This window comes from Streptomyces sp. NPDC020379, assembly GCF_044387105.1.
GTDB lineage: Bacteria > Actinomycetota > Actinomycetes > Streptomycetales > Streptomycetaceae > Streptomyces.
This window is the reverse complement of the sequence record NZ_JBIRVR010000009.1, coordinates 1-24,105: the sequence shown is the minus strand read 5'-3', so window position 1 is coordinate 24,105 and position 24,105 is coordinate 1. Positions and strand designations below refer to the sequence as shown.

Here is a 24,105-nt window from a genome sequence, read left to right as displayed (position 1 = left end):
GACGCTATCCGGCCAACTTGCCGCCACGCTCCTGACACGTACATGCCTGCGGTGGCACTCTTCCCTCCACCGACGCACAGCTCCCCCACAGGATTCTCGGCAGGGCGTCGTGTGATCCCTTTTCCCTCATCGGCTTTCCCCCCCACTGACGCATCGTTCTTCCCCTCGCTCCGTCCGGGCGGCCGACTCGGCAGCCCGGCCGCCCTTCGGCCACCCACCGTGGCCATCGCAGAAGGAGTCAGTGTGAGACCCACCCCCCATCGGCGCGCAGTCGCCACCGGCGCACTGGTCGCCGTCACCGCGGTCCTCGCCGTCGGCGCGCAGACCGGCGCAGCCACCGCGAAGTCCGACCACGGCACCGCGGGCCGCAAGGTCGTCGCCAAGGCCGACCCCGGCGCGCTGCCCGCCAAGCTCACCCCCTCGCAGCGCGCCGAGCTGATGCGCGAGGCCAACGCGACCAAGGCGCGGACCGCCCGGACGCTCGGCCTCGGCGCCAAGGAACAGCTGGTCGTCAAGGACGTCGGCAAGGACGTCAACGGCACCAGCCACACCCGCTACGAGCGCACCTACGACGGCCTGCCGGTGCTCGGCGGGGACCTCGTGGTCGACGCGACCGGGAGCGGCACGGTCAAGACCGTCGCCAAGGCCACCAAGGCCCGGCTGGCGGTGGCCACCACCACGCCGTCGCTGGCGGCCTCCGCCGCCGAGAAGGACGCGGTGAAGGCCGCGAACGCGCAGGGTTCGAAGGCCACCAAGGCCGACGCGGCGCCGCGCAAGGTGATCTGGGCCGCGGACGGGACGCCGGTCCTCGCGTACGAGACGGTCGTCGGCGGCCTCCAGGACGACGGCACGCCGAACCAGCTGCACGTCGTCGCGGACGCGAAGACGGGCAAGAAGCTCTTCCAGTACCAGGGCATCAAGACGGGCACGGGCAACACCCAGTACAGCGGCCAGGTCAGCCTCGGCACGACGCGGTCCGGCAGCTCGTACACCCTCGACGACGGCACGCGCGGCGGGCACAAGACGTACAACCTGAACCACGGTTCGTCCGGCACGGGTTCGCTGTACACCAACTCCACCGACGTGTGGGGCAGCGGCAGCAACAGCGACCCGGCCACCGCCGGCGCCGACGCGCACTACGGCGCCCAGCTCACCTGGGACTACTACAAGAACGTGCACGGCCGCTCCGGCATCCGCGGCGACGGCCAGGGCGCCTACAGCCGGGTCCACTACGGCAACAGCTACGTCAACGCCTTCTGGGACGACGGCTGCTTCTGCATGACCTACGGCGACGGGTCGGGCAACGCCAAGCCGCTGACCGCGATCGACGTGGCCGCGCACGAGATGACGCACGGCGTCACCTCCGCCACCGCCAACCTCACCTACAGCGGGGAGTCCGGCGGGCTGAACGAGGCGACGTCCGACATCATGGCCACCGCCGTGGAGTTCTGGGCGAACAACCCGAGCGACCCGGGTGACTACCTCATCGGCGAGAAGATCGACATCAACGGCAACGGCACGCCGCTGCGCTACCAGGACAAGCCGAGCCGGGACGGCCGCTCCAAGGACGCGTGGTCCTCCGGCCTCGGCGGACTCGACGTGCACTACTCCTCGGGCCCGGCCAACCACTGGTTCTACCTCGCCTCCGAGGGCAGCGGCCCGAAGGACATCAACGGCGTGCACTACGACAGCCCCACCGCCGACGGGCTGCCGGTCACCGGCATCGGCCGGGACAACGCCGCGAAGATCTGGTTCAAGGCGCTGTCCCAGCGCATGCAGTCCAACACGAACTACGCGGGCGCGCGGGACGCGACGCTGTGGGCCGCCGGCGAGCTGTTCGGCGTCGGCAGCGAGACGTACAACAACGTCGCCAACGCGTGGGCCGCCATCAGCGTCGGCGGCCGGGTCTCGTCCGGTGTGACCGTCACCTCCCCCGGCGACCAGACCAGCATCGTGAACACGGCGGTCCAGCTCCAGATCAAGGCGACGAGTTCGACGGCCGGCGCGCTGACCTACTCGGCCTCCGGGCTGCCCGCCGGGCTGTCGATCGGCGCCTCGACCGGCCTGATCTCCGGCACGCCGACGGCGACCGGCACCAGCACGGTGACCGTGACGGTGAAGGACACGGGCGGCAGGACCGGCACCGCCACCTTCAAGTGGACCGTGAACACCACGGGCGGCGGCAGCGTCTTCGAGAACACCACCCCGGTGGCGATACCCGACGCGGGAGCGGCCGTCACCTCGCCGATCGTCGTGACGCGCAGCGGCAACGGCTCGTCCGCGCTGAAGGTGGACGTGAACATCACGCACACCTACCGCGGTGACCTCCGGATCGACCTGATCGCGCCCGACGGCAAGTCGTGGCGGCTGAAGGACTCCGACTCGTGGGACTCCGCGGCGGACGTGAAGGAGACGTACACGGTCGACACCTCCGGCTCCTCGGCCACCGGCACGTGGAAGCTCCAGGTCCAGGACGTGTACGCGGGTGACAGCGGCACCCTCAACAGCTGGCGGCTCAGCTTCTAGCCCACCGGTCCAGGCGCCGCCCGGGGAGAGCTCGACTCCCCCGGGCGGCGTCTCTCATCTCCTCGCGGGGGGGGCTAGCGCAGCAGCACCCCGGCCCCCTCGCCCGTCGCCTCCGACGGCAGGGTCACCAGCCCCATCTCCGCACCGCTGGCCAGCAGATGGTGGGACGGCAGGATCCGCACCGTGTAGCCGAACGGTCCCGTGCGGTCGAGCGTCAGCGGGCCCTCGTAGAGCCGGCGGCCGTCGAGACCCGGCGCCCCCGTCGGCTTCAGGGGGAACGTCGACGTGCGGCTCAGGCAGTCCGCGGGGTCGACGCGCCCGGCGACCGCCTGCACCTCGACGTCCGCGGGTTCGAGCCCGCCGAGGGTGACGCTCACCCGCAGGGAGACCGTGGAGCCCAGCTCCGCCGTGCCGTTGAGCGCGGTGTCCGCGACCGCCTCGACGTGGTCGACGGCGACCCCCGGCCACGCGTCGCGCACCCGCCGCTTCCACTCCGCCAGTTCCCTGGCGGCCTCCGGGCCCAGCGCGCGCTGGGCCTCGGCGGCGGGCCCGTAGAGCCGCTCCACGTACTCCCTGACCATGCGCCCGGCCAGCACCTTCGGGCCGAGGGTGGTGAGCGTGCCGCGGACCATCTCGATCCAGCGGCCGGGCAGGCCGCCCGCGCCCCGGTCGTAGAAGCGCGGCGCGACGCGCTCCTCCAGCAGCCGGTAGAGGGCGGTGGCCTCCAGGTCGTCGCGGCGGTCCTCGTCCGTCGCGGCGCCGTCGGCGGTGGGGATGGCCCAGCCGAAGTCGGGTTCGTACCACTCGTCCCACCAGCCGTCCAGGACGGACAGGTTGAGACAGCCGTTGAGCGCGGCCTTCATGCCGGAGGTGCCGCACGCCTCCAGGGGGCGCAGCGGGTTGTTCAGCCAGACGTCGCAGCCGGGGTAGAGCTTCTGGGCCATGGCCATGCCGTAGTCGGGCAGGAAGACGATGCGGTGGCGCACGCGCGGGTCGTCGGCGAACCGCACGAGCTCCTGCACGAGGCGCTTGCCGCTGTCGTCGGCCGGGTGGGCCTTGCCGGCGACGACGATCTGGATCGGCCGCTCGGGGTGGAGCAGCAGTTCCATCAGCCGGTCGCGGTCGCGGAGCATCAGGGTGAGGCGCTTGTACGAGGGGACGCGGCGGGCGAAGCCGATGGTGAGGATGTCGGGGTCGAGGACGCCGTCGATCCAGCCGAGTTCGGCGGTGCCCGCGCCGCGCTCGCGCCAGGAGGCACGCAGCCGGCTCCGCACCTCCTCGACGAGCTGTTCGCGCAGGGTGCGGCGCAGTTCCCAGATGTCGGCGGCGGCGATGCCGTCGACGGCGTCCCAGCGCCGGGAGCCGCCGACGGTGAGGGCGTCCTCGGCGCGCCCGGCGCCGACCTGCCGGGCGCCGAGCCGCATGACCTCGGGGGCCACCCAGGTGGGGGCGTGGACACCGTTGGTGACGGAGGTGATGGGCACCTCGTCGGCGTCGAAGCCGGGCCACAGGCCGGCGAACATCTGGCGGCTGACCTGCCCGTGGAGGGTGGAGACGCCGTTGGCGCGCTGGGCCAGGCGCAGGCCCATGACCGCCATGTTGAAGAGGTTGGGCTCGCCGCCGGGGTAGCTCTCCAGGCCGAGTTCGAGGACGCGTTCGACGTCGATGCCGGGGAGTTCCCCGGCGGGGCCGAAGTGGCGGGCGACGAGCTCGCGGTCGAAGCGGTCGATGCCGGCGGGCACGGGCGTGTGGGTGGTGAAGACGGCTCCGGCGCGCACGCTCTCCAGGGCGGCGTCGAAGTCGGTGCCCCGCGCGGTGAGTTCGCGGATGCGCTCCAGACCGAGGAATCCGGCGTGGCCCTCGTTGGTGTGGAAGACCTCGGGCTCGGGGTGGCCGGTGAGCCGGCAGTACGTACGCAGCGCGCGCACCCCGCCGATGCCCAGGAGCATCTCCTGGAGCAGCCGGTGCTCGCCCCCGCCGCCGTAGAGCCGGTCGGTGACGTCGCGCTCGCGGGGGCCGTTCTCCTCGACGTCGGAGTCGAGGAGGAGCAGGGGCACGCGGCCGACACGGGCCTGCCAGATGTAGGCGAGCAGACAGCGGCCGCCGGGGAGGGCGAGGGAGACGCGGCTGGGGGTGCCGTCGGGTTCGCGGAGCATCCGCAGCGGGAGCTCGTTGGGGTCGAGCAGGGGGTAGTGCTCCTGCTGCCAGCCCTCGCGGGAGAGGGACTGGCGGAAGTACCCGTGGCGGTAGAGCAGTCCGACGCCGATGAGGGGGACGCCGAGGTCGCTGGCGGACTTGAGGTGGTCGCCGGCGAGGATGCCGAGGCCGCCGCTGTACTGCGGGAGGGCGGCGGTGATGCCGAACTCGGGGGAGAAATAGGCGACGGCGGCCGGCAGTCCTTCGGGCTGTTCCTGATACCACCGCCGGCCGGTGAGGTAGTCGTGCAGATCGTCGGAGGCGGCGGCGAGGCGGCGGCGGAAGCGGCGGTCCTCGGCGAGGGCCGCCAGCCGGTCGGCGGAGACGGCCCCCAGCAGCCGCAGGGGATCCCCGGCGGCGGCCCGCCAGCCGTCGGGGTCGACGGACTGGAAGAGCTCGCGCGTCTCGGGGTGCCAGGACCAGCGCAGATTGCGCGCCAGCTCGCTGAGCGGTCGTAGGGGCTCCGGAAGGACGGGGCGCACACTGAATCGACGAATGGCCTTCACTGTCACGACGGTAGCGCCGTGGCGCCACCGATTCCCGGTTGTCGGGGACACTGCCCGCCGCGGCCGGGAGCGTGCGGCGAATGCGCCCCGTGGTGCCGGACGGGTGCGTGGATATACCTGTGGAGCCGGCCGGCGACGGCGCTGTCACGGCGGCCTTCTCAGCACAGCGGGCTCCGCCGCCTACAGCACACGCGTGAGCGCGGAATACGCCACGCGTACAGCAAACGCTCCGGCAGCCGGGCGACCCTACGGCTTACGTGGTGGCCGCGGGCCCCGCGCTACCCCGTCCGGCCGCTTCCTATCCCCTTGCGGAACATTGCACACGATCGGCCCAGCGGGGAGACTTCCTACGGGTGACGGTATGCCGACCGCCCTCCCCACGCGGTGCCACGGGAACTACGCGCCGGTAGGTCCCACGGGACGGGCATGCTCGCCAGGTGCCGAGGGGAAAGCTCACACGGTATGCACGGAAGTCAGCGTCACCGCACCGTCGTCCACGGCTCCGTATCCGGCGCAATTCCTCCGCGTCCACCCGGGTGAACGCGGGCAGGAGCAGTCATGCCCGCGCCCGGCCGAGAACCGGCGGAGCCGATAGAAAGAACAGAACCGCCAGACCTCCCGATTCCGTCGAACCTCCAGGTGATCCCATGATCGGTCGCATCCCCGTCCTGGACCTCGGCCCGCTCGTGGACTGCGGCCGCAGACCGGTCAAGGCCGTGGCGGGCGAGTCCTTCCAGGTGACCGCCACCGTCTTCCGCGAGGGCCATGACGCGGTGGGCGCGAACGTGGTGCTGCGGGGGCCCGCGGGCCGCTCCGGGCCGTGGACGCCGATGCGGGAGCTGGCGCCCGGCACCGACCGCTGGGGCGCCGAGGTCACCCCGGACGCGGAGGGCCGCTGGACGTACGCGGTGGAGGCGTGGAGCGACCCGGTGGAGAGCTGGCGGCACCAGGCCCGGATCAAGATCCCGGCCGGGATCGACTCCGAACTGGTCCTGGAGGAAGGCGCGCTGCTCCATGAACGGGCCGCCGCCGGGGTGCCGAAGAACGACGGCCGGGAGGCGGTGCTCGCCGCCGTCGACGGCCTGCGGGACACCGGCCGCCCGCCCGCCGGGCGGCTCGCCGCCGCGCTGGCCCCCGACGTCACGGCGGCGCTGGCCGCCCACCCGCTGCGCGAGCTGGTCACCAGCAGCCGGCCGGTGCCGGTCCTCGTCGAGCGCGAACGGGCCCTGTTCGGCTCGTGGTACGAGCTGTTCCCCCGCTCCGAGGGCGCGCGGCTGCCCAAGGACGGGCCGCCGGTCAGCGGCACCTTCCGGACGGCGGCCGAGCGGCTCCCGGCCGTCGCGGCCATGGGCTTCGACGTGGTCTACCTCCCTCCGGTGCACCCCATCGGCACCGCCTTCCGCAAGGGCCCCAACAACGGCCTCACGGCGGGCCCGTACGACGTGGGCAGCCCCTGGGCGATCGGCTCCGCCGACGGCGGGCACGACGCCCTCCACCCGGACCTCGGCACCTTCGAGGACTTCGACCACTTCGTGGCGCGGGCGCGCGAGCTGCGCATGGAGGTGGCGCTCGACTTCGCGCTCCAGTGCTCCCCGGAGCACCCGTGGGTGGAGAAGCACCCCGAGTGGTTCCACCACCGCGCCGACGGCACCATCGCGTACGCCGAGAACCCCCCGAAGAAGTACCAGGACATCTATCCGCTGGCCTTCGACGCGGACTTCGACGGGCTCGTCCGGGAGACGCTGCGGGTGCTGCGCTTCTGGATGGCGCGCGGGATCCGGATCTTCCGGGTCGACAATCCGCACACCAAGCCCGTGTCCTTCTGGGAGAAGGTCATCGGCGACGTGGGCCGCACGGATCCCGATGTGGTGTTCCTGGCCGAGGCGTTCACCCGGCCGGCCATGATGCGCACGCTCGGGGCGATCGGCTTCCAGCAGTCGTACACCTACTTCACCTGGCGCAACTCCAAGCAGGAGCTCACCGACTACCTCACCGAGCTGGCGGGGGACGCGAGCGCGGCGTGCATGCGGCCGAACTTCTTCGTCAACACCCCCGACATCCTGCACGCCTATCTCCAGGACGGCGGCCGCGCGGCGTTCGAGATCCGGGCCGTGCTCGCCGCGACGCTCTCCCCCTCCTGGGGTGTCTACGCCGGTTACGAGCTGTGCGAGAACACCCCGGTGCGGGCGGGCAGCGAGGAGTATCTGGACTCCGAGAAGTATCAGCTGCGGCCGCGCGACTGGGCCGCGGCGGAGCGCGAGGGCCGCAGCCTCGCGCCGTTGCTCACCGTGCTCAACCGGCTGCGGCGGCGGCAGCCCGCCCTGCGCCGGCTGCGCAACGTGCGTTTCCATGACGCCGACAACGACGCCGTCATCGCCTATTCCAAGCGGGCCGGCGGCCCCGGCGGCTCCTGTGTGCTGACGGTCGTCAACCTCGACCCCCACCACACCCAGGAGGCCACGGTCTCGTTGAACATGCCGGAACTCGGCCTCGAATGGCACGAGTCCGTCCCGGTGCGCGACGAGCTCACCGGAGAGACCTATCACTGGGGCAGGGACAACTATGTGCGCCTGGAGCCGGGCCGTTCCATCGCGCCCGCGCACGTGTTCTCGCTGCGACCGTCCTCACCGATCGGAGGGTCACCCACACCATGATCGTCAACGAGCCCGTCCCCGACACATTCGAGGACACCCCCGCGAAGGATCTGGATCCGGACTGGTTCAAGCGCGCCGTCTTCTACGAGGTGCTCGTCCGGTCGTTCCAGGACAGCGACGGCGACGGCATCGGCGACCTCAAGGGTCTGACGGCCAAGCTGGACTATCTGCAGTGGCTGGGCGTGGACTGCCTGTGGCTGCCGCCGTTCTTCCAGTCACCCCTGCGCGACGGCGGTTACGACGTCTCGGACTACACCTCGGTGCTGCCCGAGTTCGGTGACCTCGCCGACTTCGTGGAGTTCGTGGACGCGGCACACCAGCGCGGTATGCGCGTCATCATCGATTTTGTCATGAACCATACGAGCGATCAGCACGAGTGGTTCCAGCAGTCCCGCGCGGACCCCGAAGGCCCCTACGGCGACTACTACGTCTGGGCCGACGACGACAAGCAGTACCAGGGCGCGCGGATCATCTTCGTGGACACCGAGTCCTCGAACTGGACCTTCGACCCCGTCCGCAAGCAGTATTACTGGCACCGCTTCTTCTCCCACCAGCCGGACCTCAACTACGAGAACCCCGCCGTGCAGGAGGAGATCCTGGCGGCACTGCGGTTCTGGCTCGACCTCGGCATCGACGGCTTCCGGCTCGACGCCGTGCCCTACCTCTTCGCCGAGGAGGGCACCAACTGCGAGAACCTGCCGCGCAGTCACGAGTTCCTCAAGCGGGTGCGGGCCGAGATCGACGCCCACTACCCCGACACCGTGCTGCTCGCCGAGGCCAATCAGTGGCCGGAGGACGTCGTCGACTACTTCGGCGACTTCGCCGACGGCGGCGACGAGTGCCATATGGCGTTCCACTTCCCCGTGATGCCGCGCATCTTCATGGCCGTACGGCGGGAATCCCGCTATCCGGTCTCGGAAATCCTGGCCAAGACCCCGGCCATTCCCGCGCGCTGCCAGTGGGGCATCTTCCTCCGCAACCACGACGAGCTCACCCTCGAGATGGTCACGGACGAGGAACGCGACTACATGTACGCGGAGTACGCCAAGGACCCGCGGATGCGCGCCAACATCGGCATCCGGCGCCGGCTCGCCCCGCTGCTCGACAACGACCGCAATCAGATCGAGCTGTTCACCGCGCTCCTGCTGTCGCTGCCCGGCTCGCCGATCCTCTACTACGGCGACGAGATCGGCATGGGCGACAACATCTGGCTCGGCGACCGCGACGGCGTGCGGACACCGATGCAGTGGACGCCGGACCGCAACGCGGGCTTCTCCTCCTGCGATCCGGGGCGGCTGTATCTGCCGACCATCATGGACCCCGTCTACGGCTATCAGGTCACCAACGTCGAGGCGGCGATGAGCAGCCCGTCCTCGCTGCTGCACTGGACCCGGCGGATGATCGAGATCCGCAAGCAGAACCCGGCCTTCGGACTCGGCTCGTACACCGAGCTGTCCTCCAGCAATCCCGCGGTGCTGGCCTTCCTGCGCGAAGTGCGGGTGCCGGGGCAGCGGGACGACGACCTGGTCCTGTGCGTGAACAATTTCTCGCGCTTCGCACAGCCGACCGAGCTCGATCTGCGGGCCTTCAACGGCAGGCATCCGGTCGAGCTCATCGGCGGGGTGCGCTTCCCGGCCATCGGGGAGCTGCCCTACCTGCTGACCCTCGCGGGTCACGGCTTCTACTGGTTCCGGCTGCGGCAGAGCGCGCCCCCGCCGCCGGGACACTGAGCCGCGCCCGTGCGCGTCCGGGCCCGATCGGGCGCGCACGGGCGGTTTTCCCCCGCGAAGCCTGGGAACCCTCACTACTACGCACGGGCCGGACCGAACTGATCGATTCCGCCGCCGAGGCCCCTTCCTCCTCCACGGGGCCGACAGCACGCACCGCGACGATCGCACGCACCGAACGCAGGGGGCCACCCGTGGCCGCCGGGGCTGACCGTACGGACGATCCTCGCCCGACACGTCCCGCACCGCACACCGGTCAAAGCCACAATCCGGGACACTTTGCCCAATCTGTCGTGTGCCCGGGGAAAGGACGCGACGCCATGTCGGACGCTGCACCGTCCCACCGCGGGACCACCCGCCGGGGGACGACCCCCGGACCTCTGTTGTCCTCGGTCCGTGCCGCCTCGGCCAACGCCGCGCCGCGGACGGACGCCGCCGGGGCGGGGCTGCTGAGTTCCCTGGTGCCGCTGCTCGCGGAGTGGCTGCCCCGGCAGCGGTGGTTCGCGGGCAAGGGCCGTCCGATCACCGGCTTCACGCTCGTCACGGCGACCGAACTGCTCCCGCACGTCCCCGGCAGCACCGCGCCCGGCCTGCTGCACCTGCTCGTACGGGCCCACCAGACCGGCTCCCCCACGGCCCGCCCCGGCCCCCTCGACGCACCGGGCCCCGCCGGGCACACGGGCAGCGACGACTGCTATCAACTCCTGCTCGGCGTCCAGGACGTACTGCCGCCGCACCTCGCCGCCGCGCTCATCGGCCGCCCCACCGGCGGCCCCCTGCACGGCCGCACCGTCTACGAGGGCCTCGCCGACCCCCGGCTCGCCGCCCTCCTCCTGGAGCGGCTGCGGACGCCCGGCCGCCTCGGACCGCTGCGCTTCACGCGCGAGGAGGGCGCCGTCATCCCCGCCGGGCTGACCCCCCGGCTGCTCACCGCCGAGCAGTCCAACTCCTCGGTGATCTACGGCGAAACGTATATCCTCAAGCTCTTCCGCCGCGTCTGCCCCGGCACCAACCCCGACCTCGAACTGCCCCGCGCGCTCGCCGCCGGCGGCTGCAACCGGGTCCCGGCGCCCGCCGCGTGGTTCGAGGCCGAGCCGCCGGGGCCGGACGCCGACGCCCTCACGCTCGGCGTCCTCCAGCCCTATCTGACCGGTTCCGCCGACGGCTGGCAGCTCGCGCTCAGCGCGCTCGCCGTGCGGGCCGACTTCACCGCCTCCGCCCGCGCCCTCGGGCACGCCACCGCCGAGGTCCACGGCGCGCTCGCCGAAGCCCTGCCCACCGTCGTGCTGCGCCGCCCCCAGCTGGAGCACCTCGCCGCCGCGATGACCCGCCGCCTGGACGCCGCCGCCGACGCCGTGCCCGCCCTGCGCCCCTACCGGGCCGCGCTGCGCGCCGCGTACGACGAACTCGCCGCGCTCGGCCGGGCCGGGCGCACCTGGCGCGCCCAGCGCATCCACGGCGACCTGCACCTCGGACAGGCGCTGCGCACCGCCGAGGACGGCCGCTGGGCGCTCATCGACTTCGAGGGCGAGCCCGCCCGCCCGCTGGCCGAGCGCTGCCGGCCGCAGCCCGCGGCGCGGGACGTCGCGGGCATGCTGCGCTCCTTCGACTACGCGGCCGCCGTCGGGCGCGCGAGCGGCAGCACCTGGTCCGCGCGCGCCCGCGCGGCCTTCTGCGAGGGCTACGCCACGGTGCGCGGCGACCCCCGCGAGGACCCCGAGCTGCTGCGCGCCCACGAGACGGACAAGGCCGTCTACGAAGTCCTCTACGAGGCCCGCCACCGCCCGGACTGGCTGCCCGTGCCGATGTCGGCGATCCGCCGGCTGGCGGAATCCCCGGCGGCGGGCGAGGCTGTCGCGGGAGCGGCCGTGGCGGACGAAGGCGTCACCGGACCCGTGCCGGGGAGCGGGACGCCCGCATGACGAACCTCCGCGTGACGAACCGGAGCCCAGCACCGCAGATCCGCCCTCCGGCCGCCGCCGGGGGAAGCCCGAGGAGGACCGCCCCGTGACCGCTCGTCCCCCGTCCAGCAGCCCCGCACCCGAGCCGGGAGGAGGCCGCCCCGCGGCCCCGTCCGGGATCCCGGCCACGTTCCTCCCGGGCCGGGCCCGCGCGGGGACGCCCGGCCCGGGGACCCCGCGGGGCGAGGCCCTCCGGGCGGCTTCGGGCGACGCACGGGACAGGCCCGGCACGGGCGGCGGCCCGGGAGGGCGCCGGGCGGCGGACGCGACTCCAGGCCGCGAGCCCGGCGGGGGCCGTACGACCGGCGGCCCGGCGGCCCCGGCTGACGACCCCGGCAGGAGCCGTACGGCCGGCGGCCCGGCGGTGCCCAGGAGCACCGGCGGCCCGGCGGCCCCGGGCGATGGCCCCGGCAGCGGTCGTACGGAAGGCGGCCCGGCCCTGGGAGCGGGCGGACGGCGTGCCCAGGCCCGTACGGCGGGACCGCTCGCGGGCCCGGCCGCTCGTACCCCTCTGGGGCGACCCGCCGAGCCGCTCGGGGACGAGGAGCGCGGGCGGTTGCTGCACGGCGCCCATCACGACCCGCACGCGCTGCTGGGCGCGCACCCCGTGCCGGGAGGTGTCGCGTTCCGGGCGCTGCGCCCGTTCGCCCGTTCGGTGGAAGTCGTCGCCGACGGTCTGCGGGCGGCGCTCCACGACGAGGGCGACGGCCTCTTCGCGGGCGTCCTCCCCCTCCCGGAGATCCCCGCCTACCGCCTGCTGGTGACGTACGACGACGCGGAGGTGGAGGTCCACGACCCGTACCGCTTCCTGCCCGCGCTCGGCGAGCTGGACCTGCACCTGATCCGCGAGGGCCGGCACGAGGAGCTGTGGCGGGCGCTGGGCGCGGAGCCGATGACCCACGAGGGCGTCCCCGGCACCCGCTTCAGCGTGTGGGCGCCGAACGCGCGGGGCGTGCAGGTGGTCGGGGACTTCAACTACTGGGACGGCACGGGCCATCCGATGCGCTCCCTGGGCGGCGCGGGGGTGTGGGAGCTCTTCGTGCCGGACCTCGGCGAGGGCGCGCTCTACAAGTTCCGGATCACCCGCCCCGACGGCTCGCACACGATGCGCGCGGACCCCATGGCCCGGCGCACCGAGGTGCCCCCGGCCAACGCCTCGATCGTGCACGCGTCGCACCACGAGTGGACGGACGGCGCGTGGCTGGAGCGGCGCGGCGAGCGGCCGGTGCACGAGGCGCCGTTCTCCGTCTACGAGCTGCACCTGGCGTCCTGGCGGCCGGGCCTCACCTACCGGCAGCTCGCCGAGCAGCTGCCCGCGTACGTCAAGGACCTCGGCTTCACGCACGTCGAGCTGATGCCGGTGGCGGAGCACCCCTTCGGCGGCTCGTGGGGCTACCAGGTCACGGGCTTCTACGCCCCGACGGCCCGGCTGGGCACGCCCGACGACTTCAAATACCTGATCGACGCGCTGCACCGGGCGGGCATCGGGGTGCTGATGGACTGGGTGCCCGCGCATTTCCCGCGCGACGACTGGGCGCTGGCCGAGTTCGACGGGCGCCCGCTGTACGAGCACGCGGACCCGCTGCGGGCCGCGCACCCGGACTGGGGCACGCTGGAGTTCGACTACGGCCGCACGGAGGTCCGCAACTTCCTGGTGGCGAACGCCGTCTACTGGTGCCAGGAGTTCCACATCGACGGGCTGCGCGTGGACGCCGTGGCCTCCATGCTCTACCTCGACTACTCCCGCGAGGAGGGCCAGTGGACGCCCAACGTCCACGGCGGGCGGGAGAACCTCGACGCGGTGGCCTTCCTCCAGGAGATGAACGCGACCGTCTACCGCCGCTGCCCCGGGGTCGTCACCATCGCCGAGGAGTCCACCGCCTGGGACGGCGTCACCCGCGCCACCCACCACGTGGGGCCGGGCGGCTTCGGCGGCCTGGGCTTCGGCCTGAAGTGGAACATGGGCTGGATGCACGACTCCCTGGTCTACGTCTCCAAGGAGCCGGTGCACCGGAAGTACCACCACGGTGAGATGACCTTCTCCATGATCTACGCCTACAGCGAGAACTACGTGCTGCCCATCTCGCACGACGAGGTGGTGCACGGCAAGCGCTCGCTGGTCTCGAAGATGCCGGGCGACTGGTGGCAGCAGCGCGCCAACCACCGCGCCTACCTCGGCTTCATGTGGGCCCACCCCGGCAAGCAACTGCTCTTCATGGGCCAGGAGTTCGCCCAGGGCGCGGAGTGGTCCGAGACCCACGGCCCGGACTGGTGGCTGCTGGACCCCTCCTACTCCGCGGAGGCCGACCACCGGGGCGTACGCGACCTGGTCCGCGACCTCAACCGCGTCTACCTCGACACGCCCGCGCTGTGGCAGCGCGACACCGCCCCCGAGGGCTTCGAGTGGGTCGACGGCGACGCGAGCGAGGACAACGTCTTCGCCTTCCTCCGCTATGACGCGGACGGCTCCCCGCTGCTCTCCGTCTCCAACTTCTCCCCTGTGGTGCGGCACCACTACCCGCTGGGGGTGCCGGCTCAGCCGACGGCCTGGGTGGAGGTGCTCAACACGGACGCGGAGCGGTACGGGGGTGGCGGGGTGGTCTCCCCGGACCCCGTCAAGACGGAGGCGACGCGGCATCATGGGCGGCCGGCGAGCGTGACGGTGACGCTGCCGCCGCTGGCGACGGTGTGGTGGCGGGGGATGTAGCGGACCGTCGCGCCCGCGGCGGGCTTTCCCCCTGCCCCGCCCCTTCCCGGCCGCGCCCGATGTGCGGCCGGGAAGGGGCGGGGCAGGGACGGAGCAGGGGAAGGAAACACCCTTTTGCCTTTACCATCCCTTTGCGGTTGGATGACCTCGACTTTTCCAGCCGTCGAAGGAACCCCCGTGCAGCGCACCCTCCGCAACACCCTGGCCGCCCTGGCCGTCACCGGCTCCGCCCTGGCCCTCGCCGCCTGCGGCGCCGCCGAGGAGAAGGTGACCGAGAGCGTCGACAAGGCGGTCAAGGAGACGTACGAGGTGACGTACGAGATCACCGGGTCCGGCACCGCCACCGTCGACTTCAACGCGGGCAAGGGCACGGCGAACGAGCCGCAGCTGGAGACCGAGACGGACGCCGCGCTGCCGTGGAAGAAGACGGTCACCCTCAAGGGCATCGCGGCCCCCACGGTCCAGGCCGGCGGCGCCGCGGACGGCGCGGAGGTGACCTGCCGGATCACCCACAAGGGCAAGGTCCTCAAGTCCGAGACGTCGAAGGACGCCTCGGCGCCGGCATCCTGTGTGGCGGTCTCCCCGCTCGCCTGAGGATCCGCTCGCACAAGGGTCAGTCACCCGCCGACGGCGTCGGCCCCGCCATCCGCTCGCTGATCCACTGGATCGGGCCGCGGCCCAGATTGGGGGCGTACGACGCGCCGTCGTGCTTGCCGCCCTCTATCACGTGCAGATATGTGTGAATGGGGCCCTTGCCGTACGTGGCCATGAAATTACGGACGTTGGGCATCGTCTTCTTGCTGCTCTCCCGGGTGCCGACCTGGAAGGCGAGATAGACGTCCGGCCCCTTGGCGGCGATCAGCCGCTTCGCGAGCACCTCGGGATTGTTCTCCCGCATCTCCTTCTCGTGGCCGCGCCACAGCGGGGAGTCGGGCACGATGTCCGGGCCGTTGGCTATGACGGCCTTGAAGGTGTCGGGGTGCTTCAGCACGGCCTTCAGGCCCGCGAAGCCACCGGTGGAGGATCCCATGAACGCCCAGCCGTCCCGCGACTTCAGGGTGCGGAAGTTCGCCTTCATGAAGTCCGGGACGTCCTCGGTGAGCCAGGTGCCCATCTTCGGCTGGCCCGGTATGTCACTGCCGTCCCAGTAGATCCCCTTGTCGTCCGGCCCCGGATTGAGCACCGGCATGGCCAGCAGGAACGGCTTGCTCTTGCCCTCGTCGTACCACTGGGCGATGTTCTCCTGGAGCTTGAAGCCGCCCATCCAGTAATTGGTGCCGTATCCGGGACCGCCGGGCAGGGCGATCATCACCGGGAAGCCGCTCCTGGCGAATTTCGGGTCGTCCGTGTATTCCTTGGGCGCCCAGACCCACACCTTGCCCCTGAAGCCGGACTTCCGGCCCTCCAGCGTGACGACGCTGATGTGGGTGCCGTCGTCCAGCGTCCGTACGTTCGCGAACGCGGCGGCCGGGCCGGTCGGCATCAGCGTGCCCGGGTCGGCGGGCGGCTTGCCCCGCTCCTCGGCCGCGCCATAGCTGACGGGATCCCCCTTGTCCGTGAAGGGCGGTATCTCGAAGTAGCTCATGGCGAGCCAGGCGATCAGCCCGGCCGCGACCACGGACGCCACGCCGACGAGCCCGCGTCGGGCGCGCGACGCCCGGCGGCGGCCCCGGCTGACGTACACCACATATCCATGAACACACGGATCCCGCGGATACGCGCGCGCTCCCGGCATTCAGGGGACACGGTTCAGACCTCCTCCCGCATCAGCCTCAGGTACACCACCGAGAAGAGCGCCCCCACGAGCAGCAGGAGCAGGGCGATCGCCGTGCCGTAGCCGATCAGGGACTTCAGGAACGCCTGGTCGTACATGAACACCGGCAGCGTCTGGCTGCGGTCGCCGGGCCCACCGCGGGTCATCGCCCAGATGAGGCCGAAGACCGACAGCGTCTGGAGCGTGTTGAGCATCAGATTGGTGGCGATCGAGCGGCGGATCATGGGCAGGGTGATGTGCCAGAACCGCCGGAGGCCGCTCGCGCCGTCGACCTCCGCCGCCTCCGTGACATCGCGCGGGATCTCGGCCAGGGCGGCGGAGTAGACGAGCATGGAGAAGGCGGTGCCGCGCCACACGTTGGCGAAGGAGACCGCGAGGATCGGCAGCGTGAACAGCCAGTTCTGGGTGGGCAGATGGAGCCAGTCGAGGACGGCGTTCAATGTGCCTCGGCGGTTGAAGAAGGTGTAGAGCAGGAAGCCCGCCACGATCTCCGGGAGCACCCATGCCCCGATCGCGATCGCACCGGTCAGCGCGCGCACGGGCCGCGACGCCCGGCGCATCAGCGCGGCGAGCGCGAAACCCAGGGTGTTCTGGCCGACGATGGAGGAGAGCACGGTGAAGACGAAGGTCAGGAACACCGCGTTCCGGAAGGCGTCGTCGGCGAACGCGCGCCGGAAGTTGGCCAGTCCGACGAAGGACGCGGACGCCTGGCCGGTCAACTGCGTGTCGGTGAAGGCGAGATAGACGCAGTACGCGATGGGGCCCGCGAGGAAGAGCAGCAGCAGAGTCGTCGCCGGGGCGATCGGCCACCATCGGAGGACTCCCCTCCGGCGGTGACGAAGGCGCGGCGCGGCGGATCCGGCGCCCGCCATCTCAGCGCTCCTCGACGCTCACGCCGGAGATCGACTTCAGCGCGTCGCCGTAGCGGGCGGCGGCCCGCGCGGCCGTCGCGTCGCCCGTCGTCACCGACTCCATGGCCTCCCGGATCGCGCTGGAGACCTGGGGGTAGACCGGCAGCGCGGGCCGGTAGTGCGTGTCCTTGACCAGGCCGGTGAAGAAGCGGATGCCCGGCATCGACGTGAGGTAGGTGGAATCCGCCGCGACGTCGTCCCGCACGGCGATCCCCGCGTCCCGCACGTCCCATGTCACCGCGTTGTCCTTCGTCTGGAGCGTCTCGACGGCCTGCCAGGCCAGATCCGCCTTCTCCGACTTCGCGGTGACCGACCACGCCCAGCCGCCGGACATGCTGACGGCGCCGGGTGCCGCGCCGTTCTGTGTGGGGAACGGCGCCTGGCCCATCACCTGCGACCAGCGCGGCCACGGTTTGCCGCCGGACGGCAGCCAGTTCTTGCCCAGCCAGTTGCCGTCGAGGTCGATGGCGAGCTTGCCCGCCGGGAGCCACTCGGTGGCCACATGGGTGTCGACGTTGGGGTCCAGCGCGTCCGAGGGATCCGGCCCGAGCTTCTCGGCGTAGACGGTCCGGACGAACTCCAGCGCGTCCTCGAACCCCTGGCTCCCGGTGATCCACTTCTTCGTGCCCGCGTCGTAGAGCGGGTCCTTCCCGGCCGCGGCGGTTCCGTACAGCAGCATCTCGAAGCCCTGCATGGTCGCGGCCTCGCCGGGGCCCTTGCCGGTGTAGACGTTGAGCGGGATCACACCGGGCAGCGCGCGCTTGAGCGTGCGGGCGGTGTCGAGCACGTCCTGCCAGGTGCGCGGCCGCCAGTCGGTGGGCAGGCCGGCCTTGGCGAAGAGCTCCTTGTCGAACCAGAGCCCCCTGGTGTCCGTGCCGTCCGGCACCCCGTACGTCCTGCCGTCCTCCGCCCGCACCGCGGCCTTCGCGGACGGCGCGAAGCGGGACCAGTCCTGCCAGCCCGTCAGCTTGTCGTCGAGCGGTCTCAAGTAGCCGGCTTTCGCGTCCGAGTTGATGACGAAGGTGTCCTCGCGCACGATGTCCGGGGCGGTCTTCGCGGACCGCATCATCTGCTGCACCTTGGAGTAGTAGTCGGCCTGCGCGGCCTGCACGGGGATCAGGCGCATCTTCTTGCCCGGGTGCTCTCGCTCGAACTGCTTCTTCACATCGGCGAGATAGTCGTCCAGGATCCGGTTCTTGTTGTCCGTGGTGCGCTGGTAGGCGACCTTCACGGTGTCGGGGCCGCTGTGGCTCCCGCCGCAGGCGGCGAGGGGCACGAGGGCGAGGACGGTGGTGAGGGCGAGGAGCGTGGGGGTGGTGGGGCGCACGGTACCTCCTACGGGAGGGCAAGGGTTGCGGCACGCGTGCGGTGTTTTCCCCGCCCCGCCCCCTCCCGAACCGGGGCGCGCGGCTCGCCGTTGCCGCCTGCGGCGGGAGCCCCCCTGGGGCGGCGTCCTCGATCTCCGGACGGGTGGAAAGCAACCCGTCCGGCGTTTGAGGACAACGCGCGAAGCGTGTTGCTCGGGGTCTGGTGGCTTGCCCCCACGCGGCGGAGCCGCGCATCAGACGCGGCCGGGAAGGGGCGGGGCAGGGGAACAAAGCCCGCCGCAAGCGACACAGCGCACCGGCTCGACCGCCCCGGTCACGACCCCCGTGTCAGCCACCGATAGCGCAATTCCGGGCGCCCCACCTGCCCGTACCGCGGCGCCCGAGCCGCACGCCCCGCGTGGACCAGGTGTTCCAGATAGCGGCGCGCCGTGATCCGTGAGATGCCCAGCGCCGTCGCCGCCGCGCCCGCCGACACGCCCTCCGGGCCCGCCTCGCGGATCGCCGCCGTCACCGCCTGGAGCGTGGCCTGGCTCAACCCCTTGGGCAGGGCGGCCGGCTGGGGCGCGCGCAGGGCGGCCAGCGCGCGGTCGACCTCCTCCTGGCCGCTGGCCTCGCCGGCGACCGCCCGGAACTCCGCGTAGCGCGCGAGCCGGTCGCGGAGGGTCGCGAACGTGAACGGCTTCAGGACGTACTGCACGACGCCCAGCGACACGCCCTCGCGGACGACCGCCAGGTCCCGCGCCGAGGTCACCGCGATGACGTCCACACTCTGCCCGGCGGAGCGCAGCGCGCGTATGAGCGGGAAGCCGTGCCCGTCGGGCAGACAGAGATCGAGGAGGACGAGGTCGACGGGGGTCCGCTTGAGGAACTGCGAGGCGTCGCCCCGTGTGTGCGCCACCCCGGCCACGGTGAACCCGGGCACGCGCCGTACGTACAGCGCGTGCGCGGCGGCGGCGACGGGGTCGTCCTCCACGACGAGTACGCGGATCGGCCCCTCGGCCGGCCGCGGGACGCTCACGAGACCGCCTCCTCGCGTACGCGCAGGGGCAGCCGTACGGTGAACTCCGCTCCCCCGTCCGGCACATCGGCGACCGCGACCGTGCCGCCGTTGCGCCGGGCCGCCTGCCGGACGAGCGCCAGCCCGAGGCCGCGGCCGTGCACGGCGGTGCCCAGCGGCTGCCCGGCCTTGGTGGTCCAGCCCCGCCGGAAGACCTCGTCCACCGCCTCGGGCGCGACGCCGGGGCCGTTGTCGGCGACCCGCATCAGCAGCTCACCCGCCTCGGCGCGCAGGGTGACGGTGACGCGGGGGCGGCGGCCGGCGCCTTCGGCCGCCCCGTGCGGCGCGGTCTCCGCCCGGAGGGCCCCGGCGGCCGCGTCGACGGCGTTGTCGAGCAGATTGCCCAGGATCGTGACCAGGTCCCTGGCCGGGAGGCCGGACGGCAGCAAGCCGTCGTCGACGCGGCTGTCGGGGGCGAGGAGGAGCTCGACGCCGTGCTCGTTGGCCTGGGCGGCCTTGCCGAGGAGGAGCGCGGCGAGCACGGGTTCCGCGACGGCGGCGACGACCTGGTCGGTGAGGGCCTGGGCGAGTTCGAGCTCGGACGTCACGAAGTCGACGGCCTCGTCGGCGCGGCCGAGTTCGATGAGGGACACCACGGCGTGCAGCCGGTTCGCGGCCTCGTGCGCCTGCGAGCGCAGCGCCTCGGCGAAGCCGCGCACGGAGTCCAGCTCGCCCGACAGGGCCTGGAGTTCCGTGTGGTCGCGCAGGGTCACGACCGTGCCGCTGCGCTCCCCGCCCGACACCGGCGAGGTGCTGACGACCACGATCCGGTCGTCGGTCAGGTGCAGTTCGTCCAGGCGCGGCCCGGCCGCCAGCAGGGCGTCGGTGAGCGCGGGCGGCAGGCCCAGCGCGGTGACGCGGCGGCCGATCACCTCGCCGTCCAGGCCGAGGAGTTCCCGTCCCCCGTCGTTGATCAGCGCGATGCGCCGCTGCCCGTCCAGCATCAGCAGCCCCTCGCGCACGGCGTGCAGCGCGGCCTCGTGGTAGTCGTGCATCCGGCTGAGCTCGGTGGCGTTCATGCCGTGGGTGTGGCGGCGCAGCCGGGCGTTGAGGACGTAGGTACCGGCGCCGCCGAGCGCGAGCGCCCCCAGGGCGACGCCGAGCAGGACGACGAGCTGGCGGCTGACGTCGGCGCTGATCGCGTCGACGGTGATGCCCGCGCTGACGAGGGCGATCACGCGCTGCCCGTCGGTGACGGGCGCGACGGCGCGCACGGAGGGGCCCAGCGTCCCGGTGTAGGTCTCGGAGAAGATCCGGCCGTCGAGCGCGGGGGCGGTGTGGCCGAGGAAGCGCTCGCCGATGCGGTCCGGGTCGGGGTGGGTCCAGCGGGTGCCGTCCCGGTCCATGATCGTCACAAAGTCGACGCCGGTGTCGTGGCGCACCCGCTCGGCGTACGGCTGGAGCGCCGTCGCCGGGTCCGCCGCCCGCATCGCGTCCCGCACGGCCGGGGAGGCCGCCACCGCCGCCGCGGCCGCGGTCACCTCGCGGCGCGCGGAGTCCTCGGCCTGGCCGCGGTCGGACACGTACGCGAAGGCCGCGCAGCCGGCCACCACGGCGGCGACCAGCACGGTCTGCATCGCGAAGAGCCGGCCGGCCAGGCTGTGGGGGCGGCGTATGCGGGGTTTGCGCATGGCGGACAGTCTGACCTGGGCGGGCCCATGAACGTAATGCACGCAAGGGTGACCGCAGTCACATGGGCGTGCATAGTCGCCGGAGCCCCCCCTCTCGGGAGAGTGGGCGTCCTGGAGCCGCGACAACGGGGAGAGACCCATGGCCACGCAGTCCGTAACGCAGTCACCACCGGGCCGCCCGGCGAAGGCCGGCCGGGACCGTACGCACTATCTCTACCTCGCGGTGATCGCGGCGGTGCTCGCCGGCATCGCGGTCGGCTTCGCCGCGCCGGGCGTCGCCGTCGAGCTGAAGCCGCTGGGCACCGGCTTCGTCAACCTCATCAAGATGATGATCTCGCCGATCATCTTCTGCACGATCGTGCTGGGCATCGGTTCGGTGCGCAAGGCGGCCAAGGTCGGCGCGGTCGGCGGTCTCGCGCTCGGCTACTTCCTCGTGATGTCGACCGTCGCCCTCGCCATCGGCCTCGTGGTCGGCAACATCCTGGAGCCGGGCAGCGGGCTGCACCTGACCGAGTCGCTGCGGCACGCGGGCGCGGCGCAGGCCAAGGGCGCGAGCGAGTCGACCGCCGACTTCCTGCTCGGGATCATCCCGACGACGATGGTCTCCGCCTTCACCGGCGGGCAGGTGCTCCAGACGCTGCTGGTGGCGCTCCTCTGCGGCTTCGCGCTCCAGTCCCTGGGCGCGGCCGGCGAGCCGGTGCTGCGCGGCGTCGGGCATGTGCAGAAGCTCGTCTTCCGCGTCCTGTCCATGGTCATGTGGGTGGCGCCGGTGGGCGCGTTCGGCGCGATGGCCGCCGTGGTCGGGGCGACGGGCGTGGACGCGCTCAAGTCGCTCGCCGTCATCATGATCGGCTTCTATACGACCTGTCTGCTCTTCGTGATCGTGGTGCTCGGCACGCTGCTGCGGGTGGTGGCGGGGGTGAACGTCTTCGCCCTGCTGAAGTATCTGGGCCGGGAGTTCCTGCTGATCCTCTCCACCTCCTCCTCGGAGTCGGCGCTGCCGCGCCTGATCGCGAAGATGGAGCACCTGGGCGTCAGCCGCCCGGTCGTCGGCATCACCGTGCCGACGGGCTACTCCTTCAACCTCGACGGCACCGCCATCTATCTGACGATGTCCTCCCTCTTCGTCGCCGAGGCCATGGGCGAACCGCTCTCCGTCGGCCAGCAGCTCTCCCTGCTCCTCTTCATGATCATCGCGTCGAAGGGCGCGGCGGGCGTGACCGGCGCGGGCCTGGCGACGCTCGCGGGCGGCCTCCAGTCGCACCGCCCCGAACTGGTCGACGGCGTCGGCCTCATCGTCGGCATCGACCGCTTCATGAGCGAGGCCCGAGCGCTGACCAACTTCGCGGGCAACGCGGTGGCGACGGTCCTCATCGGCACCTGGACGAAGGAGATCGACAGCGCCCGCTGCCGCGAGGTGCTGGGCGGCCGCCTGCCGTTCGACGAGTCCTCCCTGGCGGGCACCGACGGCCACGGCGCGCCGGCGCCGGAGCGGCGGGAGGCGGCGGGAGTGTGACCCCCGGACCTCACATGGCGACGGCGCACGCCACGGCGATCGCGCCACTGCCGACGGCGCTCCAGAAGAGCCACTTGAGCAGCCGGTTCTGCACCGCCCGCCCCCTGAGGTGCCGCTCTTGCCGCCAGGCGGCACCGTGGACCAACTGCGGCCCCGCGAAGCACAGGGCCGTCAACGCGGCCAGCAGCCCGGCGAACCAGCCGACGGCGTCGGCCGCGTCGATCTTGTAGCACATATCGGGAAACCCGCACGAGGCGCTGACGCTTCGCCCCGTCGCGTACGTCACATCGAGCTCGGCGTCGCGCATGACGGTCTTGCCGTCGGCGGACCGGAAGGCGCCGAAGCAGTCGGTGGAAGTGCCGCCACGCGAGGTCGTACGGGTCTCGCACCGCCGCACGGTGAAGGTGCCGTGCTGCCCGAACAGCCCGGAGGCGTGGGCGGAGTTCACGGCGCCGAGCGCGACGACGACGAGCCCGACGACGACGATGAAGGCACTGCCGAAACGTAGGGTCCCGCTGGAAGGGTCTTTCATGGGCTCTCCTGTGGTGCGGCGGCCCAATTTAAGGGGTGCGGGCTGAGCGCTTCCGGTGAGGGTGGCGCGGGTGCCGGTCGGCGGGGACGAGGGCGGGCCACAGACCGCCGTCTGCCGCTCTCGAAGGACCCGCCCACTCCGTCGCCCACCAGCTCCGGGAAAACGCCCGGCCAGCGCTCGTGGGAGACGCCGACCGGGGCCACTCGGGGCAGCTACGCGCTCAGGCGAGGTACAGGGTTGTCCGGGGAATCGAGCCAGACCCGTTCCCCGTCGCCATCCACGGTGAGCCCGAAGCGGTCGAAGCCGGGACGGCCGTTCTCCTCCCACCACCGGAAGGCCGCTTCCGTCTCGTCCCACAAGCGGCGCGGCCCGGATTGGGCCACGACGTACTCACTCGCCCCGGGCTCGTAGTCGGCCGACGCCCACGACCGGGTGTCGGTGCTGTACGTCCACAGCGTGTACGCACCGTCGTCGTACCGCTCGGCCCGCCAGAACGTTCCGGGTACGTGCAGCCCGATCACGAACTGTTCGACCCACCCGCCGATGTCGGCGGGGGACAGTGCCGTCACGCCCTTGACGCCGTCCGCGGGCCACTCCCGGCCTTTGAGGTAGGCATCAAACGGCGGCCGCTCGGTCCGCTGCTGCCTCAAGCGCATGAAGGCACTGGAGCGGGTGAAGGGGCCACCTGCCGTGCTGTCTTCGCCAACTGACAGGCGCATGATGTACTCGCCGCCGTACTCGGTCCCCCAGGGCGCAACGATGACCCCTCCGGGGCGAGTCTGCTCGACCCACGCCCGGGGCACCTCCCCGACAGAGCACGTGGCGATGACCCGGTCGAACGGGGCACTGCTCGCGTGCCCCAGACGCCCGTCTCCCACGAGCACCAGTGGCGCCAGGCCAGCCACCCGGAGGTTCTCGACGGCGGCCTTCGACACATCCGCGTCGTACTCGACGCTGACCACGTTGGCGCCGCCGACCCGATGTGTGAGGAGACCTGCGTTCCAGCCGGTGTCAGGTAGGACCGCCGCATTACTGCGGCGGTCCCCCCTCAGAACCGTGCGTGCCACTCGTCGCGGCAC

The 24,105-nt window shown here is 72.2% G+C and carries 15 protein-coding genes; 7 read left to right on the top strand and 8 right to left on the bottom strand.

The window, feature by feature from the left end:
• The first annotated feature begins 243 nt into the window (after window positions 1-243).
• Window positions 244-2,526, top strand: a complete 2,283-nt coding sequence (locus ACH427_RS14275) for a M4 family metallopeptidase (protein ID WP_398869750.1) — start codon at window positions 244-246, stop codon at window positions 2,524-2,526.
• A gap of 74 nt (window positions 2,527-2,600) precedes the next feature.
• Here the strand turns inward: ACH427_RS14275 and glgP are convergent, their stop codons facing one another.
• The gene (gene glgP / locus ACH427_RS14270; protein WP_398869749.1) at window positions 2,601-5,228 is read right to left on the bottom strand and encodes an alpha-glucan family phosphorylase; all 2,628 of its coding nucleotides are present in this window, start codon (window positions 5,226-5,228) and stop codon (window positions 2,601-2,603) included.
• Window positions 5,229-5,875: 647 nt separating this feature from the next.
• On the opposite strand from glgP, the gene ACH427_RS14265 reads away from it, so the two are divergent.
• The 5 genes from ACH427_RS14265 (at window position 5,876) to ACH427_RS14245 (ending at window position 14,871) form a co-directional block, all read left to right on the top strand.
• Window positions 5,876-7,882, top strand: coding sequence for a maltotransferase domain-containing protein (locus tag ACH427_RS14265; RefSeq protein WP_398869748.1), 2,007 nt, complete (start codon window positions 5,876-5,878; stop codon window positions 7,880-7,882).
• Window positions 7,879-9,612 (top strand): maltose alpha-D-glucosyltransferase, encoded by a 1,734-nt coding sequence (gene treS, locus ACH427_RS14260; RefSeq protein ID WP_398869747.1) that lies wholly within the window; start codon window positions 7,879-7,881, stop codon window positions 9,610-9,612. The genes ACH427_RS14265 and treS overlap by 4 nt, the downstream gene beginning before the upstream one ends.
• 317 nt (window positions 9,613-9,929) lie before the next feature.
• A complete protein-coding gene (locus tag ACH427_RS14255) occupies window positions 9,930-11,531 on the top strand; it encodes a maltokinase (protein ID WP_398869746.1) in 1,602 nt (533 codons plus the stop codon).
• Between the two features lie 85 nt (window positions 11,532-11,616).
• Window positions 11,617-14,277, top strand: coding sequence for a 1,4-alpha-glucan branching enzyme (gene glgB, locus ACH427_RS14250; RefSeq protein WP_398869745.1), 2,661 nt, complete (start codon window positions 11,617-11,619; stop codon window positions 14,275-14,277).
• Window positions 14,278-14,454: 177 nt separating this feature from the next.
• Window positions 14,455-14,871 carry an MmpS family transport accessory protein gene (locus ACH427_RS14245; protein ID WP_398869744.1) on the top strand — a complete coding sequence of 139 codons (417 nt, stop codon included), beginning with the start codon at window positions 14,455-14,457 and terminating at the stop codon, window positions 14,869-14,871.
• Window positions 14,872-14,890: 19 nt separating this feature from the next.
• Here ACH427_RS14245 and ACH427_RS14240 read toward each other — a convergent pair whose 3' ends face one another.
• The 5 genes from ACH427_RS14240 to ACH427_RS14220 all read right to left on the bottom strand — a co-directional run bounded on the left by ACH427_RS14240 (window position 14,891) and on the right by ACH427_RS14220 (window position 20,978).
• Entirely contained in the window at window positions 14,891-15,862 is a 972-nt protein-coding gene (locus ACH427_RS14240) for an alpha/beta hydrolase (RefSeq protein WP_398869944.1), read from the bottom strand.
• Between the two features lie 164 nt (window positions 15,863-16,026).
• Window positions 16,027-16,923, bottom strand: coding sequence for a carbohydrate ABC transporter permease (locus tag ACH427_RS14235; RefSeq protein ID WP_398869743.1), 897 nt, complete (start codon window positions 16,921-16,923; stop codon window positions 16,027-16,029).
• A 1-nt stretch (window position 16,924) separates the two neighbouring features.
• Window positions 16,925-18,289: an extracellular solute-binding protein gene (locus ACH427_RS14230; RefSeq protein WP_398869742.1), complete on the bottom strand. Its 1,365-nt coding sequence runs from the start codon at window positions 18,287-18,289 to the stop codon at window positions 16,925-16,927.
• Between the two features lie 314 nt (window positions 18,290-18,603).
• Window positions 18,604-19,308 (bottom strand): response regulator, encoded by a 705-nt coding sequence (locus tag ACH427_RS14225; protein WP_398869741.1) that lies wholly within the window; start codon window positions 19,306-19,308, stop codon window positions 18,604-18,606.
• Window positions 19,305-20,978, bottom strand: a complete 1,674-nt coding sequence (locus ACH427_RS14220) for an ATP-binding protein (protein WP_398869740.1) — start codon at window positions 20,976-20,978, stop codon at window positions 19,305-19,307. Before ACH427_RS14220 ends, ACH427_RS14225 begins: the two co-directional genes overlap by 4 nt.
• 139 nt (window positions 20,979-21,117) lie before the next feature.
• Between ACH427_RS14220 and ACH427_RS14215 the strand changes: the two genes are divergently transcribed.
• A complete protein-coding gene (locus tag ACH427_RS14215; protein ID WP_398869739.1) occupies window positions 21,118-22,494 on the top strand; it encodes a cation:dicarboxylate symporter family transporter in 1,377 nt (458 codons plus the stop codon).
• A gap of 10 nt (window positions 22,495-22,504) precedes the next feature.
• Here the strand turns inward: ACH427_RS14215 and ACH427_RS14210 are convergent, their stop codons facing one another.
• Both ACH427_RS14210 and ACH427_RS14205 read right to left on the bottom strand, forming a co-directional pair.
• A complete protein-coding gene (locus tag ACH427_RS14210; protein WP_398869738.1) occupies window positions 22,505-23,026 on the bottom strand; it encodes a hypothetical protein in 522 nt (173 codons plus the stop codon).
• Window positions 23,027-23,238: 212 nt separating this feature from the next.
• Window positions 23,239-24,105: protein-L-isoaspartate(D-aspartate) O-methyltransferase (locus ACH427_RS14205; protein ID WP_398869737.1), on the bottom strand; the 867-nt coding region annotated here is incomplete at its 5' end.